Below are 16,599 nucleotides of genomic sequence, written 5' to 3'. Positions count from 1 at the left end.
TGGCAGGCCGCCTGCGCGGCCGCGCTTCTGGTCGGATACCTCGTGGCGAGTGATGCCTGGTCGACGGGTCCGACGGCTCAGCGGTCCGCTTCAGGGGTCTGGGCGGAGGGGGTCGGCGCGTGCGTCGGGACGTGCCTCGTGGTGGGGGCCGCGGCGGTGCCGGCCGGCATGTCCGGGGCCGGGCGGCCGTTGGCCGCGGTCATTCTCGGGGCGGGGGTCGCCGGCGGGGCGATCGGGGTCCGGCGGATCACGGCGCGGGGGCGGGGCCCCTCTGCCGGGACCCGGTCGTCGGTGGGTACGGGTCGCCCTTGAGGGGGCGCCCCCTCGGCCGGGCGTGAGGCGACGTGGGTCGTGTCAGGCGCCGCCTCCGGAGGATCTGGCCTCCTCCGCGGATTTCACCGCGGATTCCAGGGCCCTGGCGATCGGCGGCAGGTGGGGGCCCGCCCGTACGGTCAGCGCCGCCAGGCGGGTCTGGTGGTGGCGGCGCTCCCGGGCGCGGAGCACGGTGCGGAGGTGGCCCGCGGCGGCGAGGGCGGCCAGGGTCGCGTCCTCGCGCCGGATCTCGTCGGGCGGCGCCGGGCCCGTCAGCGCGCCGAGGACCTCCCCGCGCAGCACCTCCACGTATCCCGCGCGCTCCAGCGCGTAGTGCGTGCTCGGGAAGAGACCGAGGACGCGGCGGCGCGCGGCGCGCAGGTAGCCGTCCGTGACCAGGCTCTGCCGGACCAGTGAGGCGGTGCTCCGGGCCCGGTGGGTGATCCAGCCGCGCCACTTCCTGGGCCGGGACTCCTCGATGAGTTCCAGGAGGTCGTCGAGGACCGCGTCACCGGTGCGGACGCCGAGGACCGGGGTGACGATGCCGTCCACCTCGTGGATCAGCTCTCGCTCGGCGAGCTCCGCGAGGACGGCCGCGCGGATCGCGAGCGGCAGGTCGGGGGCGCCGGCGACCCGGTCCTTGCCGGTGTCGTACGCCAGGAGGAAGAGGCGGGCGGGAACGGAGAGGGAGCCAGGGGGCACCCGCGCCACGTTATTCGGTTGACACGCCCAGCGACAGGCTCTTACGGTGTATAGCGGTTCTGTTGTCGTCGATCGGAGTAGGACGTTGCTCGTCTGAGGTCCTGAGACACCGCGCATGTCACGCCGTGCACGTTCCTTCACGTGCCCTTCGCCGCGTACATGTCGTCGTGTGAGACCTCGGCATCCGAGCCGTCCTCCCCGCCGCTCCAGGCCCTTTTTTGTTGCCTCATGGCCCGCGGTGTCTCGAACGCGTCGTATCCGTCACCGTTCGCACCGAGCAACCGCGAGGCCTGTATGTCTACCTCCTCCCCCTCCCACAGCCACAGCCACGGCCCCACGTCCGTCGCCGTCACCGCGCTCTCGTACGCCTGGCCGGACGGCACCGGCGTCTTCGACGGACTGCAAGCCGCCTTCGGCCCTGGCCGCACGGGCCTGATCGGCGTCAACGGGTCTGGTAAATCAACCCTGTTGAAGCTGATCGTCGGCGAGCTGGTCCCGGCCGAGGGCGCCGTGCGCGTATCCGGCGAGATCGGCTATCTGCCACAGAGCGTCACGCTCGACACCACGCTCCGGGTCGACGAGACCCTGGGCATCGCCGACACCCGTGCCGCGTTGCACGCCATCGAGGCGGGCGACGTGCGCGAGGAGAACTTCACCGCGGTCGGCGACGACTGGGACGTCGAGGAGCGCGCGGTCGCCCTGCTCGGCGAACTCGGCCTCGCGCACGTCGACTTGGACCGCACGACCGGCGAGGTGTCCGGCGGCGAGTCGGTACTGCTGCGGCTTGCGGCGCTGCTGCTGCGCCGGCCAGACGTGCTGCTCCTCGACGAGCCGACGAACAATCTCGATCTGCACGCACGGCACCGTCTGTACGCGGCCGTCGAAGGGTGGTCAGGGGTGATGATCCTGGTCAGCCACGACCGCGAACTCCTCGACCGCGTCGACCAGATCGCGGATCTGCGGGGCGGCGAGGTCACCTGGTACGGCGGGAACTTCTCCGCCTACGAGGAGGCTCTCGCCGTCGAGCAGGACGCGGCGGAACGGATGGTGCGCGTCGCCGAGTCCGACCTGAAGAAGCAGAAGCGCGAACTGTCGGACGCGCAGGTGAAGTTGGCCCGGCGCAAGCGCTACGGACAGAAGATGTGGGACAGCAAGCGCGAGCCGAAGATCGTGATGGGTGCGCGCAAGCGGGCGGCCCAGGTCTCCGCCGGTAAGCACCGCATCATGCACGAGGAGAAGCTCACCGAGGCGAAGGAGCGCCTCGACGAGGCGGTGGAGGCGGTACGTGACGACGACGAGATCCGCGTCGACCTGGCGTACACCGCCGTCCCGCCGGGCCGGTCCGTCCTGACACTGAGCGGGCTGCACCTGGCCCACGGGGCGCGTGTGGAGGGCGAGTTCGAGCTGCGCGGTCCCGAGCGCATCGCCCTGATCGGGCGTAACGGCGCGGGCAAGACGACGCTGCTGCGCACGATCGCCGGAGAGCTCGCGCCGGTCGCGGGCGAGGCGACGGCGCATGTGCCGCTCCGGTTCCTGCCGCAGCGACTCGACGTACTGGACGAGGAGGCGAGCGTCGCCGAGAACGTGGCACTGTGCGCGCCGGACGCCACCAACAACCGGGTCAGGGCCCGGCTGGCCCGGTTCCTGTTCAAGGGGGCGCGGGCCGATCAGACGGTCGCGACCCTGTCAGGCGGCGAACGCTTCCGCGCGACGCTCGCCGCGCTGATGCTCGCCGAACCGGCACCGCAGCTGCTCATGCTCGACGAGCCGACGAACAACCTCGACCTGGCGAGCACCCGGCAGCTGACGTCGGCGCTCGAGTCGTACGAGGGAGCGCTGATCGTGGCCAGCCATGACCTGCCGTTCCTCGCCTCGATCGGGGTGACCCGGTGGCTGTTGCTGGACGGCACCCTCCGGGACACGACGGCTCCGTGAGGGGTGCGCGGAATCCCCGCGCCCCTCGGGCGCGAAACACCGACAAAAGGTGTCCGGTATCGCGTCTAGCGTCGAAAACATGCCGAGTACAACAGGACGTACCACTGGACCCCACCACGCCTATCTGCACATCGTCGGCGCCCGCCAGAACAATCTCCGGGACGTGGCCCTGCGCATCCCCAAAGAGCGCCTCACCGTGTTCACCGGGGTCTCCGGCTCGGGGAAATCGTCGATGGTCTTCGGCACCATCGCGGTCGAATCGCAGCGCCAGCTGAACGAGACGTTCACCTGGTTCCTGCGCAACCGGCTGCCGAAGTACGAGCGGCCGCACGCGGACGCGCTGGAGAACCTCTCCCCCGCGATCGTCGTCGACCAGAAACCGATCGGCGGGCACTCTCGCTCCACGGTCGGCACGATGACGGACATCTACTCGGTGATCCGCGTGCTGTTCTCGCGGTGCGGGACGCCGAGCGCGGGGCCGGCCACCGCGTACTCGTTCAACGACCCGAGGGGCATGTGTCCCGGGTGCGACGGGCTCGGGCGCACCGTGCGGCCCGACTACGAGCGCATCCTCGATCCGGGGAAGTCGCTCGCGGGCGGCGCGGTGCGCTTCCCGCCGTTCGCCGTCGGCACCTGGCAGGGCCAGACGTACACGAACACCACCGACCTCGACACGAATAAACCGGTGGGCGAATTCACCGCCGCCGAGCGGGAGTTCCTCCTGCGTGGGCGCGGCACGCAGGTGCGGGTCGACAACACCGGAGGCAGCCGCGACATCGCCTACGAAGGACTCGCCGACCGGTTCGAGCGGCTGTACGTGAACCGCGACCTGTCGGCGCTGAGCCGGCGGACCCGCGACATGGTGCAGCCGTATCTGACGGACGGCCCCTGCCCGGCGTGCCGGGGCGCGCGGCTCACCGCCGCCGCGCTGGCCACCCGGATCGACGGCCGGAACATCGCCGACTGCACGCGGATGGAGGTCGGCGAGCTGATTCCCGTACTGCGGCGTATCGAGGAGGCCGCCGAGCCGGTGGCCGGGCCGATCGCCGCGGCAGCCGTCACCGCGCTCGAACGGATCGAGTCGATCGGTCTTGGCTACCTCAGCCTCGACCGGCCCACCTCCACGCTCTCCGGCGGCGAGGGGCAGCGCCTCAAGACCGTGCGGCACCTCGGGTCCAGCCTGACCGGAATGACGTACATCTTCGACGAGCCGAGCGTCGGCCTGCACCCGCGCGACGTGGACCGCCTCAACGACCTGCTGCTGCGCCTGCGCGACAAGGGCAACACCGTCCTGGTGGTCGAGCACGACCCCGATGTCATCGCTGTCGCCGATCACGTGGTCGACATGGGGCCGCTGGGCGGAGCGGGCGGCGGGCGCGTGATGTACGAGGGGACGCCGGACGGGCTGCGGCGCGCCGACACCCTGACCGGCCGGTGCCTGCGCGGCTCCGGCGGCGTGAAGGAGCACCCGCGCGAGGCGACCGGCGCCGTCCGGATCGAGCGGGCCCGGCTGCACAACCTGAAGGACGTGACCGTACGGGTGCCCACCGGGGTGCTCACCGCGGTGACCGGGGTCGCCGGGTCCGGAAAGAGTTCGCTGGTGGCGGGGGCACTGTGTGCCGCGCAGCCGGACGCGGTGGTCGTCGACCAGTCGTCCATCGGCATCTCCGGGCGGTCCACCCCGGCGACGTACCTCGGGATCATGGACGGCGTACGCACGCTCTTCGCCCGCGGGACCGGCGCGCCGGCGGGCCTGTTCAGTTTCAACTCGTCCGGCGCGTGCGGGAGTTGCCAGGGCCGCGGGGTGGTCTGCAGCGACCTCGCCTTCATGGACCCGGTGACCACCGTGTGCGAGGCCTGCGGAGGTCGGCGGTTCGGCGACGAGGTGCTGCGGCTCACCGTGCGCGGCAGCAGCGTGGCCGATGTGCTCGACATGACGGCCGGGCAGGCCCTCGATTACTTCACGGGACCCGGCGAGGAGCCGGTGCGCCGCCGGCTGCGCGCGCTGCGCGACGTCGGCCTGACCTACCTCACGCTCGGCCGGGCGCTGAGCACCCTGTCCGGCGGCGAGCGGCAGCGGATCAAGCTGGCCACGCAGCTGCACCGCACGGCGGCGACGTACGTCCTGGACGAGCCGACCACGGGGCTGCACATGGCGGACGTCGACGGGCTCGTGGCGCTCTTGGACCGGCTGGTCGACGCGGGCAACACCGTGATCGTCGTCGAGCACAATCTCGATGTGGTCCGGCGTGCGGACTGGGTGATCGATCTGGGCCCCGGTGGCGGGCGGCACGGCGGACGGGTCGTCTTCGAGGGGACGCCGGCCCAACTCCTCGACGCGGACGGGTCGTTCACCGCCCAGCACCTGCGGCGGACGGTCGCGGGCGTGGAGGGGCGCGGTGAGGGGCAGGTGACAGCCGCGTAACGGGGGATACCGCCGCGGCCCCCGGGCTGTGCATGATGAACGCCGTCGCCCCACGGACACACAGCCCAGCGCCAGAACACCAGGACCAGCACCAGCACCAGCACCAGCACCAGCACCAGCACCAGCACCAGCCATGGAGTACGCCCGTGCCCAGCCAGAAGGCCCTCGTCCGCCACCCCGGACCGCGCATCGCGGAGGGGCTGGTCACGCATGTGGAGCGCACACCCGTCGACGTCGGCAAGGCGCTCGCGCAGTGGCAGGAGTACGTCACGGCGCTGGAGACGCACGGCTGGGAGACCTTCCTGGTGGAGCCGGCCGACGACTGCCCGGACGCGGTGTTCATCGAGGACGCGGTGGTCGCCTTCCGCAACGTGGCACTGATCGCGCGGCCTGGCGCCGAGTCCCGGCGCGGCGAGACCGCCGGGGTCGAGGAGGCCGTGGCGCGGCTCGGCTGCTCCGTCAACTGGGTGTGGGAGCCCGGTACCCTCGACGGAGGCGATGTACTGAAGGTGGGCGACACCCTCTACGTGGGGCGCGGCGGACGCACCAACGCGGCGGGGGTACAGCAACTGCGGGCGGTCTTCGAGCCGCTCGGCGCGCGTGTGGTGCCCGTTCCCGTCAGCTCGGTGCTGCATCTGAAGTCCGCGGTGACGGCGCTGCCGGACGGTACGGTCATCGGGCACGCGCCACTGGTGGACCACGCCTCGATCTTCCCCCGCTTCCTGCCGGTGCCGGAGGAAGCGGGCGCTCACGTCGTCCTGCTCGGCGGAGACCGGCTGCTCATGGCGGCGAGCGCCCCGAAGTCGGCGGAACTCTTCGCCGACCTCGGTTACGAGCCCGTCCTGGTGGACATTTCGGAATTCGAGAAACTGGAGGGCTGTGTGACGTGCCTCTCAGTCCGGCTCCGCGGGCTTCAAGCTTGACCCGAGCCTTTATCGAGCGCTTAACCTACGGCAACGTAACCTACGACACCGTAGGTAATACCACCGCTCGCTGTACCTCCGTCCCCCAGGAGCCCTCGTGACCGTCATCTCCCCCCGCCTCGGGTCGTCGACCACCTGGACCGACGCTCGTCTTCTGCACGCGCTGGAAGAAGTGGTCGAGCAGGAGCTCAACCGCCATCTAGGGGTCACCAAGGACTGGATGCCGCACGAGTACGTGCCCTGGTCCGACGCCCGTAACTTCCCCGGCTTCTTCGAAGACGGCGAGGCCTGGGACAAGGAGCAGTCGAAGGTCACGGAGATCGGCCGCACGGCCCTGATCGTCAACCTGCTGACCGAGGACAACCTCCCCAGCTACCACCACGAGATCGCGTCGCTATTCGGCCGCGACGGCGCCTGGGGCACCTGGGTGCACCGCTGGACGGCGGAGGAGGCCCGGCACGGCATCGTCATGCGCGACTACCTCCTGGCGTCGCGCGCGGTCGACCCGGACAAGCTCGAGACGTTCCGCATGGCGCACATGAGCGAGGGCTTCGAGTCGGACAACCGGCACTCGATGCTGCACTCGGTCGCCTACGTCTCCTTCCAGGAGCTGGCTACGCGCATCTCGCACCGCAACACCGGACACCAGTCCGGCGACCCGGTCTGCGACCGCATGCTGGCGCGCATCGCGACGGACGAGAACCTGCACATGGTCTTCTACCGGAACCTGTTGAAGGCAGCGTTCGAGATCGCCCCCGATATGACGATGTGCGCGGTGCGCGACGTCGTCGTCGGCTTCCGCATGCCGGGTCACGGCATCCCCGGCTTCGAGCGGGCCGCGGCGCAGATGGCGATCGGCGAGGTCTACAACCTGCGCATCCACCACGACGACGTGATCCAGCCCGTGCTCCGCTTCCTGAAGATCATGGACATCGACGGGCTCGGCCCCGAGGGTCTGCGCGCACAGGAGGAGCTGGGCCTGTTCATGAACGGGCTCGATGCCGAGGCCGCCAAGTTCGACGAGAAGCTGGCCGCCCGCAAGGCCCGGCTCGCCGCGCGGGCCGCGAGCGCCTGACCGTCCGGCGAGGCGCCGATCGCCCCACGGCGCCTCGCCGGTCACGGTGGCGGCGGCACGCCACTACGGCATGCGCCCCTCGCGTCCGACGCACGGCAACCCGTTCGGCGCCCGGTCCGACTCACTCAGCCTCGGCCTCGGTCTTCAGGTCGCTCAGCCAGCCTTCGAGGCCGTCGCCGAGGATCTTCGTCGCGGTGGGGACGTCGGCGTCGACCTGCGCGCCGGTGTGCGTCTCCTCCGTGCGGACGAGGACGCCGCCCCTGACCTTGGTGAAGTTCCAGACGTGGACGCCGTCGATCCGCAGCCCCTCGCCGATCGCGGGCCCGGTCCAGCGGATGCAGGAGCCGCGCTCCAGCTGCTCGACCGTCGAAGTGATCTCCAGGCTGGTGGCGGGAGTCGATGGATTGGGCGGCACCGGGGTGGTCCAGCGGAACGCCGAGCCCGCGCGGAGGGGGCCGTGGTCGAGACGTTCCGCGGTCTTGACGGGGCTCTGCCACGACGGCCAGCGCCGCACATCGGTCTGCACCTTCCAGATGGTGCTCAGCGGCGCGTGAATCACCGTCCGGGTCCTGTAGCGGACGCGGGCGTCGGGGTCGACGCCTTCCCCGCGGCACGTGAGGGCCCGGCCGGGACGGTGCGAGGCGGTGGCCCCGGCGGGGGCGACCGCGGTCGCGAGGACGCCGAGGGCGAGGGGGACGGCGACCAGGGCGGCGCGGACGCCGGGCTTGCGGATGCTGGACATGGCACTCCCCTTGGAAGGCGAGAGGAACGTTCTGATTACGCTCCTTCTCATTCGTTAGAGGCTCTAACGCCCCACGCCGAAGTTGTAGCACCCGGGCTCGGGAAGCGTCAATAACCTTCGTGATAGCCTCTAACTGAGGCCTCTGGCTAAACGCTTCCAACTGAAGAAAGGTGGCAGGCCGATGGCGGACACGAAGACCCCGCGCGAGCGCTACCGGGCCCAGGTGCGCGCGGAGATCAAAGAACACGCGTGGCAGCAGATCGCCACGGCGGGAGCGTCCGCACTCTCCCTCAACGCGATCGCCAAGCAGATGGGCATGAGCGGACCCGCGCTCTACCGCTACTTCGCCGGCCGCGACGAGCTGATCACCGAGCTCGTCAGGGACGCCTACCGGAGCCTCGCCGACCTCTTCCGCACCACCGTGGGGAGCGCAGGCGCCGACCTTCCCGCGCTGGCGCACGCGTTGCGCGGCTGGGCGCTCGACGACCCGCACCGCTACTTCCTCGTCTTCGGCACACCCGTCCCCGGCTACCACGCGCCCGACGACATCACCGCCATCGCCTCCGAGGTCATGGCTTCGCTGCTCGACGCCTGCGCGGCGCTGACCGGTGACGGCACCCCGGCCCCGTTCGACACGCACATCGACGCGCATCGGCAGTGGGCGGCGGGTCATTCCGCCCCGCCCGCGGTCCTCCACCGGGCCCTGTCCGTCTGGACGCGGCTGCACGGCGTCCTGTCCCTGGAGGCCGCCGGTCACTTCGCCGGGATGGGATTCGACCCGGCGCGGCTCTTCGAGGCCGAACTGGACGACCTGCTGGCAGGCTGACGCCCCGCACCGGCCCAGCCCGGTCTCAGCGTCAGCCTCAACCTCAGGCGAGGCCTGCCGAGATGGCCCGGCGCACGGCGTCGGCCCGGTCGCGGATCCCCGCCTTGGCGAACAGGTTGTTGATGTGGGTCTTGACCGTGGCCTCGCTGATGAACAGCTTCTCGGCGATCGCCCGGTTCGGCAGGCCCTGGCCGATGAGGGTGAGCACTTCGCGCTCGCGGGGCGTGATGTCCTCGGGCAACGACCCGCCCGGCGCGGGTGACTTGGTCCGCACCGTGGCGAGCAGCCGGTCCTGCACCTCGCGGTCGAGCACGGACTGCCCGGCGGCGGCCGCCCGGATGGCCCGGACGATGTCCTTGCGCCCGGCGTTCTTCGTCAGATAGCCGCGGGCCCCGGCGCTCAGCGCGGCCAGGATCGAGTCGTCGTCGGCGAAGGTGGTCAGCACGACCACAGCCACCTCCGGGTGCTCCTCGCCCAGTCGGCGGGTCGCCTCGGTGCCGTCCATGACCGGCATGCGCAGGTCCATCAGCACCACGTCCACCGGCCCGGCGTCCGCCACCGCGGTCAGCACCTCCGTGCCGTCCGCGGCCGCCGCGACCACCTCGATGTCCTCGGAGAGCCCGAGCACCGCGGCGAGCGGTTCCCGCACGGCGGCCTGGTCGTCGGCGACGACCACTCTCAACTTCTTCTGCTTCTCGGTCTGTTCACTCATTCGGGATCACTGCCTCCACCTGCCAGCCGCCCTGGTCCGGTCCTTCGACGACCGGGCCCGCGGTGATGGTTCCGCCCAAGAGGGCGACGCGTTCGCGCATTCCGATCAGTCCCATGCCGCTGCCGACGCCCGCGGCCGCCGCGCGGGTGGCGGGACGGTTGCGGATGGTCAGCGTGGTCGACGCGGCGGCGAACGTGAGCTCCACCCCGACGTCGCCGCCGGGCGCGTGCCGGGCCGCGTTGGTCAGCGCCTCCTGGGCGATCCGCAGCAGAGCCTGGGTCACGCGGGCCGGCACCTCGCGGACGGTTCCGGTGATCCTGAGGGCGTCGCGGTGGCCGGACGATTCGATCATCGCGGTGAGGCTCTCGAGGAGCGGCAGGGCGTCCTCGCGCAGCGCGTGCACGGTCCACTGGGCCTGCTTCAGGCTCTCCTTGACCATGCTGTGGGCCTTGTCGTTGGCCTCGCGGACCTTGTCCAGGTCGCCGGTGTCGAGCAGCGCGTCGGCCAGTTCCAGCTGCATGTTGATCCCGGCCAGCGAGTGCGCGAGGACGTCGTGCACATCGCGGGCGATCCGGCTGCGCTCGGTCAGCACGGCGGTGCGGGCCTCGGCCCGGGCGGCCCGCTCGGCGGACTCGGCGACGGAGATCGCCGCCAGGATGGCGCGGTGCCTGCTGCGGTTGGCGATGCCGACCAGCACGGGGGCTCCGGCGGCGAGGCCGACTCCCCAGAGCAACTCGTGGTGGCCGGGGCCGAGACGGAAGTACAGGACGGCGCCGCACAGCAGACTGCAGAAGACCGCGAGGATGATCGCCGGCCTGGTCTCGAGGCGGTAGCCGATGTGACCGGCGAGGAAGAAGGCGAACAGGTAGCTCGTGCCGCCGCGGCTGACGCCGATCAGCGCGGCCGCCGCGATGATGCCGAGCGTCAGCCAGACCAGGGCGATGCGCGGGGGGACCTTGGCCTCGGGCAGCCGCCGGGCCAGCAGGGCAAGGCAGTTGACCACGAAGAGGGCGGCGACCGCCAGGCCGCGACCGCTGAGTCCCATGGGCCGGATCGTCACGATCCCGGCGACGATGACCGTGAGGGTCGCCACCCATTGCGCACGGGGGTCGTAACCGGGAACCGGCCGGGGGCCGGCCCCCTTCGAGGGGGCCGGCCCGGGCGGCGGATCGGTCTCGCTTGTGGGCACGGCCAGACCATAACGCACGGTCAGAGCGTCCCGTCGAGAACGGTCCCGGCGACCGGCTGCCCGGCGCGGACCAGCCGGCTGCGGAGGAAGATCGTGGCCAGTCGCGTGACGACCTCGGTGAGCGCCATCAGGACGAACGCCGCGACCCAGGCCTGGTCGCTCGTGATGTGGTGGGCGATGCTGAACCGGCCCACGTTGTCGGCGCCGCCGTGGTCGGTCCACAGCTGGAAGCCCATCCGGGCGCCCATGCCGAGCACCCACAGGATCGCCGAGACCGCTCCGGCCTTGATCAGGAGGTGCTCGCCCGAGGTCCTGATCCGGGTGTAGACGCCGCCGGCGATGCCGAGCGCGGCGCCCGCGCCCATCAGGGTCCCGATCAGCACCAGGTCGTTGCCCGCGGTGGGGATGGTGTCGAGGTAGGAGTAGGCCACGAAGGACACGATCCCCAGCGGGATCAGGAAGGACCTGAGGTCCAGACGGCCTTCCCGCAGCTGCCGGAAGACTACGAGGATGAGAGCGATGTCGGTGATCCACTCGGTCGTTGTCATGCCCTTAAGCCTGCTGTGGCAAGGCCTCCGGCACCTGGACCCATAGGTGGAACCCGGGGTGGAGATGGCCCGTACCCCTCGGCTCCGGAGAGGCTCCAGGGCCCTTCCCGCGCCGTCGCAACGGTGCCACGGTGCGACCAGGGGGTGAACTCCATGGCCCAGACGCACGAGTGGATGTTCTACGAGGTCATGTGGCGCAGCTGGGCCGGGCGGGCCCAGGTGCCGTATCCGGTGCCGTGGTGGGCGCAGCAGGCGCTGGGGCGGTGGAGCGACGACTTCGACGCCGGGACGTACGACTCCAAGGAGGCGGCGTTCGCCTCGAACGCGCTGTACCGGTACTGGAGCATGGTCGGGGTGAAGGACCACCGGCAGGAGTCCCTGGTCGGGCAGGCCGGTGAGATCGAGCCGGTCTACGACAAGTACTGCCTTTCGTTCTTCCTGTTCGACCCGGCGACCGGCGCGCTGCACCTGCCGCAGCTCGCGGACGGCGGGACGGTGGAGCAGCGGATGGAGGCGCCGTATCTGCCCGTGGTGCTGACGACGTTCCGCACCGTGGACGGGGTCGAGTTCGTGCAGCGGACCTTCGCGGCGCCGATCGGGGCCCGGCAGCGGGACGTCGTCGTGACACGGCTGACCGTGGGCTCGCCGACGGCGCAGGCTCGGGAGGGCCTGTTGTGCGCGGCGGTGATGCCGGCCGGGCCGAGCGGCTTCCAGCGGCACGACCGCAACGGGAGGGAGATCACCGACCGGCGGCTGACGTTCCTGCGGTATCTGCCCGGTGAGCGGCGGGTCGAGACGAACAGCGGCTGGGGTCCTGTCTTCGACACGCCTCCCGACCGGTTCGGGGTGTACGGCAACGCGGACTTCAGCACGGATCCCGACCTGTACGTGCGGCACAATCCGTTCCGCGACCTGGTGACGGACGGCAAGCTGAACGGGGCCGCCGAGGCGCAGGACCAGGTGGCGGGGTTGTGCAGCGCCGTGTTCGCCTGGCCGTACCGGGTGGTGGAGGACGAGCTGATGGAGGTCGACGTGCGGCTGCCCGTCGATCTGTACAGCGGGCCCGACGACCTGGCCGAGCTGCGCGCGACGCCGGCCGGTGTACTGGAGAGCGCCAACCGGGACTTCTGGACGGAGAAGCTGCTGCGGCAGGGCGTGCAGCCCGAACTGCCGCGCCCTGTGGCCCACTTGACGGACCTGTTCCGGCAGGCGCGGTCCGAGCTGCTCATCCTGTCCGACCTCGGGGAGATCCATCCGGGCCCGACCGTGTACGACTCGTTCTGGATCCGGGACTCGTCGGTGGAGGCGACGGCGTGCTCCCTGGTCGGTGATTCGGCGCTGGCCGAGCACCAGTTGGGGACGCACTATCCGTTGAAGTTCAACCGGGGCGGCGGGCGGATCGGCCCGTGCGCCGAGTACGGGTTCTACGGCGGGCGGCACGAGAAGGACGACCGGGAGTGGGACAGCAACGGGCAGGCGCTCTGGGCGATCGGCCGGTTCGACCGGACCTCCGGACGGTCCGCGGCGTTCGGCGCCAAGCTGTACAGCCCGTACGTGCTGGACGGCGCGCGGTGGCTGCGCGACAACCGGGACGGGTTCGGGCTGCTGCACAGCGGGTGGAGCGCCGAGCACCTCGGCGAGCGGGACAAGCCGCATTACTGGGACGACCTGTGGGGCCTTGCCGGGCTCTACGAGAGCGCGCGGCTCGCGGAGCGGATCGGCGCGCCGCAGGTGCCCGAACTGTGGGGCGCCTTCGACGACTTGAAGGCCGCCACGGTCGCGTCGATGCGCTGGGTGCTCGACGAGCAGCGGCGGCGCGGGGCCTGGGAGACGTACCTGCCGACGGGGCCGGGCGACGTGGGCCGGCTCGACTCGACGATGATCGGCGCGGCGGCGTACTTCCATCCGCTGCGGCTGCACATGGGCAGCAAGCTCGGCGACGACATCGACCGGGCGGCTCGCTGCACGCTCGACACGATGTACGCGCACTTCGTGACCGGCGGGTTCCGGCACGAGGCGGCGTGGAACGCGTACGGGCCCTATCTGACCATGCAGTTGGCGCACGCCTACTTGCTGGCCGGGAACCCGGAGCGGGCCGACGCGCTGCTCGGCTGGGTGGTGGCGTCGGCGTTCGCGCGCACGCGGGACCGGGCGGTGGCGCTGGGCGCGTGGAACGAGCAGCACGCCTTCCCGATCGCGTCGGACTTCGCGGAAGTGCCCGGCCGGCACTGGTACATGGGCGACATGCCGCACGGCTGGGCCGCCGCCGAGTATCTGCTGCTCGTCCGCGACATTCTGTTCTTCGAGGCGGACGAGGACCGGGACCCGCATCTGTACATCGCCCCCGGGGTGCGGCCGCACTGGGTGCCGGACGCGCGGCCCGTGGCGGTCGAGGACGCGCCGACCCTGTTCGGCGGGCCCTTCGGGTACCGGCTCACGCACGATACGGCCGCGCGCCGGGTGATCGTGCGGATCGGGGCGGCGCCCGACGGGGTGCGGTTCGTCTACCCGTGCCGTTTCGGGACGGTGCGCTCCGCCGTCGCCGACGGGCGGGAGCTGGACGTGACCGGCTTCGGTGACGACGTCCATGTGCCCGCGGGAACCGGTGAGTTCGCGGTCACCTACGCCTGAGCTGGTGGCGCTCCTTCTCGGAGAGGCCGCCCCAGACGCCGAACCGCTCGTCGTGGGTGAGGGCGTACTCCAGACAGGCGGGGCGGATCTCGCACATCCGGCAGATCAGCTTGGCCTCGCGGACGGAGCTGCCCGGCTCGGGGAAGAAGAAGTCTCCACCGGTCTGGGCGCACAGGGCCTGGTCCTGCCAGGTGGGGCCGCCGGGCGTGAGGGTCGTGTTCGCGTGCATGGTGACGAGGGTGCCGCGCGGCGAAAAACGATTGCTGAATGAACGATCAACGCGGCTCGCCGGGCGGCTCCGCTCGCCTCTCACGCGACTACTGCTGGTCCGGGTCGCCCTTGATCACCGCGAATCCCGCTCCGTAGGGGTCCGCGAGCTTCGCGATCCGGCCCACTCCGGGGATGCTGACGGGTGCGGAGCGCACGGTGCCGCCGGTCTGCTGGACCTTGTCGGCCGCGGCGTCCACGTCCGGGACGTGGATGTACGGCGTCCAGTGCGCGCCTGCCCGCGCCTCGGCCGGGTCGGTGTCCAGCGGGACGATACCTCCGAACATCCCGTTCTCGTCCGTGCCCGCCGGGTTGACCGTCGTGTATGAGCCACCCGGGAACTCCACGTCGAACGCGCTCCAGCCGAGCACCGATCCGTAGAAGTCCTTCGCCGCGGACACGTCGGGGGTGTACAGCTCCACCCAGTTCAACCCGCCGTCCTGCGTCACGTGGCCGAATCCCTTGTGCCGACCCGGCTGCCAGATGCCGAAGGAAGCGCCCGCCGGGTCGGCCAGGATCGCCATCCGGCCCTGGTCGAGGACGTCCATCGGCTGGAGGAACACCGTGCCGCCCGCCTGCTCGGCGGCCTTCACGGTGGCGTCCGCGTCCGCGCTCCCGAAGTACACCGTCCAGGCCGGGACGCCTTGGTCGGCGGAGACGGTCATCCCGCCCGCCACCGTCTTGTCGTCGACCCGGAACATCCCGTATCCACCGGTCTCGGGTCCTCCGGCCTGGAACTGCCAGCCGAAGACGCCCCGGTAGAACGAGATCGCACCCTTCAGGTCGGGGGTGCCGAGGTCAAGCCAGGTCGGTGCGCCGGTCGCGAAATCCGTGGTGATCATGGTCGTGCCCTCCTCGTCGAGGGTTTCTCTTTCCTGGACTGCCGAGTCTTCCACCGCCCACTGACAATCGCCGCCGCACCGCGCTGACCAGGCAAGGTATGGACCAATGAACCGGGGAGCGGCGATCTTCAACAATTGAACGTAAACAAAAGCTGGGAGCGCTCCCCGTCGTAAGTCTTGACGCTCACAGTCCCTCTCGCCACAGTGGTGCTCCCCACACACCCCCCACACTTCAGGAGTGCGATCGTGATATCGCGCAGGATGTTCCTCGCCGGCGCCGGGGCGACCGTCGCAACTGCCGCCGCCTCACTGTCCGTCCCCGCCTGGACGGCGGGCGCCGCGCCCGCCACCTGTGAACTCGCCCTGCAGAACAAGTCGTTGCCCGGCACCGTGCGCGCGTACGTCACCGGCCACGAGCAGTCCACCGGCAACTGGGCGTTGTTGCGCGCCGACGGCAGTGTCTACCGCCCGGCGTCGCCGAGCGCCCCGCAGACGCCGCTGCCCGTCGACTGCGCGATCCCGCTGGGCGCGGCGGGCTCCGCGCCGAAAGTGGTGACGCTGCCGCAGATGTACGGCGCGCGCGTCTACTTCGTCCGCGACGACACGCTGGACTTCTTCCTCAACCCCGGTCCCGGTCTGGTCGAGCCGGCCTTCGCGACGCCGACCGACGCGAACTATGGCAAGACCTGGTCGTTCGCCGAGTTCACGTTCAACTCCGACCAGTTGTACGCGAACATCAGCTACGTCGACCTGGTGACGGCGCTGCCGATCGGGCTGACCCTGGAGGGCGACGCCACCCACACCGTCGCGCCGCTGCCGGACGGCGCCGTCGACAGAATCGCCGCGGATCTCGCCGCGCAGGCCGCCAAGGACGGGCAGCCCTGGGACAAGCTCGTGATCAAGGGCGGCGACGGGAAGGTGCTGCGGGTCATCTCGCCGCAGAACCTGATGGCGCCCTACTTCGACCGGCCCGACCAGATGCCGTTCCGCGACGCGTGGAACGGCTACGTCGACCAGGTCTGGGACAAGTACCGCTCGACCGACCTGAAGATCGATCTGCAGGGCGGCCGCGGCGTCTTCACCGGCCGGGTCAGCGGTGACACGCTCACCTTCAACGGAGGGCACACGTTCGGCAAGCCGTCCGCGAAGGACATCTTCACCTGCAACTACGGGCCGTTCACGAACAACCCGGGCGACTCCGACGACAAGAAGGGCCTGCTGGCCCGGCTCGCCGCCGGATTCAACCGCAGCATCATGCTCACCCATCCCGAGCAGCCGAACGGCACCGGCTCCGGCGACTACTACCAGGACGCCACGACGAACCACTGGTCGCGGATCGTGCACGCCAACTCCCCCATCGGGTACGCGTTCCCGTACGACGACGTGCGCCCCGACGGCGAGGCCGACGTGTCGGGCGCGGCCAACGACGGCAACCCGCGCCGCTTCACGGTGAGCGTGGGTTCCTGACCG

The 16,599-nt window shown here is 70.9% G+C and carries 14 protein-coding genes; 7 read left to right on the top strand and 7 right to left on the bottom strand.

The genetic code is table 11. The features are described 5' to 3' along the window. Positions 1-354: 354 nt before the first annotated feature. Positions 355-1,014 carry a GPP34 family phosphoprotein gene (locus tag ACIREE_RS34040; RefSeq protein ID WP_404161037.1) on the bottom strand — a complete coding sequence of 220 codons (660 nt, stop codon included), beginning with the start codon at positions 1,012-1,014 and terminating at the stop codon, positions 355-357. A gap of 294 nt (positions 1,015-1,308) precedes the next feature. Between ACIREE_RS34040 and ACIREE_RS34035 the strand changes: the two genes are divergently transcribed. From ACIREE_RS34035 to ACIREE_RS34020, 4 genes are all read left to right on the top strand, one after another. Beyond that, on the top strand, positions 1,309-2,949 hold the full coding sequence (locus ACIREE_RS34035; RefSeq protein WP_404161034.1) for an ABC-F family ATP-binding cassette domain-containing protein: 1,641 nt from the start codon (positions 1,309-1,311) through the stop codon (positions 2,947-2,949). 79 nt (positions 2,950-3,028) lie between these two features. Continuing rightward, entirely contained in the window at positions 3,029-5,374 is a 2,346-nt protein-coding gene (locus ACIREE_RS34030) for an ATP-binding cassette domain-containing protein (protein ID WP_404161031.1), read from the top strand. A 146-nt stretch (positions 5,375-5,520) separates the two neighbouring features. After that, entirely contained in the window at positions 5,521-6,297 is a 777-nt protein-coding gene (gene ddaH / locus ACIREE_RS34025) for a dimethylargininase (protein WP_404161028.1), read from the top strand. 97 nt (positions 6,298-6,394) lie between these two features. Continuing rightward, positions 6,395-7,372 carry an acyl-ACP desaturase gene (locus ACIREE_RS34020; RefSeq protein WP_404161025.1) on the top strand — a complete coding sequence of 326 codons (978 nt, stop codon included), beginning with the start codon at positions 6,395-6,397 and terminating at the stop codon, positions 7,370-7,372. Positions 7,373-7,493: 121 nt separating this feature from the next. Here ACIREE_RS34020 and ACIREE_RS34015 read toward each other — a convergent pair whose 3' ends face one another. After that, positions 7,494-8,114, bottom strand: coding sequence for an SRPBCC family protein (locus ACIREE_RS34015; RefSeq protein ID WP_404161023.1), 621 nt, complete (start codon positions 8,112-8,114; stop codon positions 7,494-7,496). A gap of 181 nt (positions 8,115-8,295) precedes the next feature. Here ACIREE_RS34015 and ACIREE_RS34010 point away from each other — a divergent pair, with 181 nt between their 5' ends. Then, complete coding sequence (locus ACIREE_RS34010) at positions 8,296-8,940, top strand: TetR/AcrR family transcriptional regulator (RefSeq protein ID WP_404161020.1); 645 nt, start codon at positions 8,296-8,298, stop codon at positions 8,938-8,940. Positions 8,941-8,983: 43 nt separating this feature from the next. Here ACIREE_RS34010 and ACIREE_RS34005 read toward each other — a convergent pair whose 3' ends face one another. The 3 genes from ACIREE_RS34005 to ACIREE_RS33995 are packed head-to-tail and all read right to left on the bottom strand — an operon-like array spanning position 8,984 to position 11,389. Continuing rightward, positions 8,984-9,652 (bottom strand): response regulator, encoded by a 669-nt coding sequence (locus tag ACIREE_RS34005; RefSeq protein WP_404161017.1) that lies wholly within the window; start codon positions 9,650-9,652, stop codon positions 8,984-8,986. After that, on the bottom strand, positions 9,645-10,859 hold the full coding sequence (locus ACIREE_RS34000; protein ID WP_404161014.1) for a histidine kinase: 1,215 nt from the start codon (positions 10,857-10,859) through the stop codon (positions 9,645-9,647). The genes ACIREE_RS34005 and ACIREE_RS34000 overlap by 8 nt, the downstream gene beginning before the upstream one ends. Positions 10,860-10,861: 2 nt before the next feature. Then, positions 10,862-11,389, bottom strand: a complete 528-nt coding sequence (locus ACIREE_RS33995; protein ID WP_404161011.1) for a hypothetical protein — start codon at positions 11,387-11,389, stop codon at positions 10,862-10,864. A 153-nt stretch (positions 11,390-11,542) separates the two neighbouring features. On the opposite strand from ACIREE_RS33995, the gene ACIREE_RS33990 reads away from it, so the two are divergent. Further along, positions 11,543-14,020 (top strand): hypothetical protein, encoded by a 2,478-nt coding sequence (locus ACIREE_RS33990; RefSeq protein ID WP_404161009.1) that lies wholly within the window; start codon positions 11,543-11,545, stop codon positions 14,018-14,020. Here the strand turns inward: ACIREE_RS33990 and ACIREE_RS33985 are convergent. Both ACIREE_RS33985 and ACIREE_RS33980 read right to left on the bottom strand, forming a co-directional pair. Further along, positions 14,007-14,249, bottom strand: coding sequence for a WhiB family transcriptional regulator (locus tag ACIREE_RS33985; RefSeq protein ID WP_404161006.1), 243 nt, complete (start codon positions 14,247-14,249; stop codon positions 14,007-14,009). The genes ACIREE_RS33990 and ACIREE_RS33985 overlap by 14 nt on opposite strands. A gap of 88 nt (positions 14,250-14,337) precedes the next feature. Then, complete coding sequence (locus ACIREE_RS33980) at positions 14,338-15,129, bottom strand: VOC family protein (protein WP_404161003.1); 792 nt, start codon at positions 15,127-15,129, stop codon at positions 14,338-14,340. Positions 15,130-15,375: 246 nt separating this feature from the next. Between ACIREE_RS33980 and ACIREE_RS33975 the strand changes: the two genes are divergently transcribed. After that, positions 15,376-16,596, top strand: coding sequence for a glycoside hydrolase family 64 protein (locus ACIREE_RS33975; RefSeq protein ID WP_404161001.1), 1,221 nt, complete (start codon positions 15,376-15,378; stop codon positions 16,594-16,596). Positions 16,597-16,599: the final 3 nt, after the last annotated feature.

Source organism: Streptomyces sp. NPDC102467 (assembly GCF_044765445.1).
In the GTDB taxonomy this organism is placed as follows: Bacteria; Actinomycetota; Actinomycetes; order Streptomycetales; family Streptomycetaceae; genus Streptomyces.
This window is presented reverse-complemented; position numbering and strand designations above follow the sequence as displayed.

Bases quoted from the DNA above. Each gene is read 5' to 3' on its own strand.
- ACIREE_RS33985 (WP_404161006.1), bottom strand. From the start codon at position 14,249: ATGCACGCGAACACGACCCTCACGCCCGGCGGCCCCACCTGGCAGGAC.
- ACIREE_RS33980 (WP_404161003.1), bottom strand. From the start codon at position 15,129: ATGATCACCACGGATTTCGCGACCGGCGCACCGACCTGGCTTGACCTC.
- ACIREE_RS34030 (WP_404161031.1), top strand. From the start codon at position 3,029: ATGCCGAGTACAACAGGACGTACCACTGGACCCCACCACGCCTATCTG.
- ACIREE_RS34010 (WP_404161020.1), top strand. From the start codon at position 8,296: ATGGCGGACACGAAGACCCCGCGCGAGCGCTACCGGGCCCAGGTGCGC.
- ACIREE_RS34035 (WP_404161034.1), top strand. From the start codon at position 1,309: ATGTCTACCTCCTCCCCCTCCCACAGCCACAGCCACGGCCCCACGTCC.
- ACIREE_RS34005 (WP_404161017.1), bottom strand. From the start codon at position 9,652: ATGAGTGAACAGACCGAGAAGCAGAAGAAGTTGAGAGTGGTCGTCGCC.
- ACIREE_RS33995 (WP_404161011.1), bottom strand. From the start codon at position 11,389: ATGACAACGACCGAGTGGATCACCGACATCGCTCTCATCCTCGTAGTC.
- ACIREE_RS34015 (WP_404161023.1), bottom strand. From the start codon at position 8,114: ATGTCCAGCATCCGCAAGCCCGGCGTCCGCGCCGCCCTGGTCGCCGTC.
- ACIREE_RS33990 (WP_404161009.1), top strand. From the start codon at position 11,543: ATGGCCCAGACGCACGAGTGGATGTTCTACGAGGTCATGTGGCGCAGC.